Raw genomic sequence first — 1,937 nt, 5'->3', positions numbered from 1 at the left:
CGATCAGATAGTGTGATTGGGGGGACATGATCTCGATCATCATCAGTTAAATAATAATTACAGCCACCCGCTTCCTCATAGGTTACATCTAATACTGCATCCCCTTCTGCAACAACGACGGTATTACCCAAACCATCTACATAGCCGCCGACTCCATCGGGATAAACCACTGAACCTGTAGATGTCAGTACATAACGGGTAAACGTAGTAAAATTGGTATCTACAGCGGGTATTAAATCAACTGGAGTCAAGCCTGTATTCACCGCTTCTGTACCGACCTTACCAATACGACCTACGATGTCAGAAGGGCCACCTTGGTCATACGCGCCCTCTTTCCAGAAAAACATGAACTTGGTACCGCTTTGATTAATACTCTCATCCATACCAGCGGCCTGATTACCGAAGAAACGTACTCGTCGAGCATTTTCTGCTGGATTACTAATCACACAACCAATACGAGATGGGTCTTCCCAATCTGGTGACTGGTAAACATCGCTAACAACACTCTCTGTGTCTGGATATTCACTTTGTGGATCAGAACTGGTATTAATAGTGTCACTATTAGTGAAATTGCCCTTAGCACCCGGCTGATTCTGGTTTTTAGCATCACCTGTTGAGCTGCCACCTTTTTGCAAACCGGAACTAAATGCGACATTAATATAACTTGCTGGTGGATTGTCGAAAGTAAAACGGTGATAACGTATAACTTTACCAAAATCGACACCTTCACCACCGCCCTTGGTTTCTTCATAAGCAATAATAGTGACTGGTTTCTGTCCGGGCACTTGCATCATACCTAAGTTTGCGCGTGATGCGCCTTCTTTACCTGTTTCTACCAATAATGGTTGAGTGTCTAAACAATCAGGTGTGGCAGCACAAATAGGATCAAGATAACCCGTTAATTCTACAACGACATCATCACCTTCACGTTTTTTGAATTTTTTGAAGTTATTGGTAACACGAGAAACATTTGCAGCAAACGAAATATCGGCAAGTGCGGGCGCCTTCATATCTTCAATATAGGCATACCAAATATCAGTACCTTTATTGACATTAGCACCACTGGCACCATCTCCTGGGCCATCTGCTGTGCCCGTTTTTAAACCTTCTGGGTCTTCCTGCCAAACAACATTCCACGCGACTTTTGTACCATCACTATAACTGGTTGCACGCGGTGTATTTTGTTTGGCATCACGTTCACCAAAGCTTAATTGTTCACGCTTCCACGTACCTCCAGTGGGATTATTATCAGCATCTACAGCACTAGGATTTTTAGTATAGGCAATGTAAGTACAACTAAAAGGTAGTTGCCTTCCTTCACGATCAAGATAGGTAGCAGCGCCTTGATGGTAATTATAATCAGGGATATCATCATCAAGGTTAGTCACATCGACATCTACTGCAGGACAATATTTATCATCCCATGTAACAGCAACATAACCACCAGCAGCAAAAATGTTTGGTTTCCCTGAATCGCCATAAAAATCACCGAGAGAAACATCTCCATTAACATCCGTTTCCCAGTAGCTTTGTTTCGATGTTCTACGTGCCGTATCAGAAATATTAACTTGCTCACTCCAAGTCGCACCATCATCTTTTGATACCCGAATAAAAATATCCTGAGCAGGGCGCTCTTTTTGCGCCTTCAGGTCATAAACCGTCTTATTCTGACTATTACCATAAGCATATGCACTGACTAAATCACCATTAGGCAGTCTTTTTATTTTGCCTTTTGAGGCTAAATCTTCAGTTAGCACTCCACCTTCATCATGAGGCGATAAAGCTTGTGCGTCACTGGCTAAAACAATTGAAAATGCAGTTGTAGATAAATAAGCGGCGGCCATACAATAGAGTAGCTTTTTAAATTTCATAATAAAATTTCCTTATTTTCATTAAATAATGACAATAAGGAAATTTTATTATGAAATTTAAAAAGC

Annotated in this window: 1 protein-coding gene; it reads right to left on the bottom strand. The window is 41.5% G+C overall.

Translation table 11 applies throughout. The features are described from left to right. On the bottom strand, nt 1-1,871 hold a 1,871-nt coding region (locus H5185_RS21880), incomplete at its 3' end, for a choice-of-anchor O protein (protein WP_182743242.1). Between the last annotated feature and the right edge of the window lie 66 nt (nt 1,872-1,937).

This window comes from Shewanella sp. SG44-6 (genome assembly GCF_014164185.1).
GTDB classification, from domain to species: domain Bacteria; phylum Pseudomonadota; class Gammaproteobacteria; order Enterobacterales; family Shewanellaceae; genus Shewanella; species Shewanella vesiculosa.
This window is presented reverse-complemented; position numbering and strand designations above follow the sequence as displayed.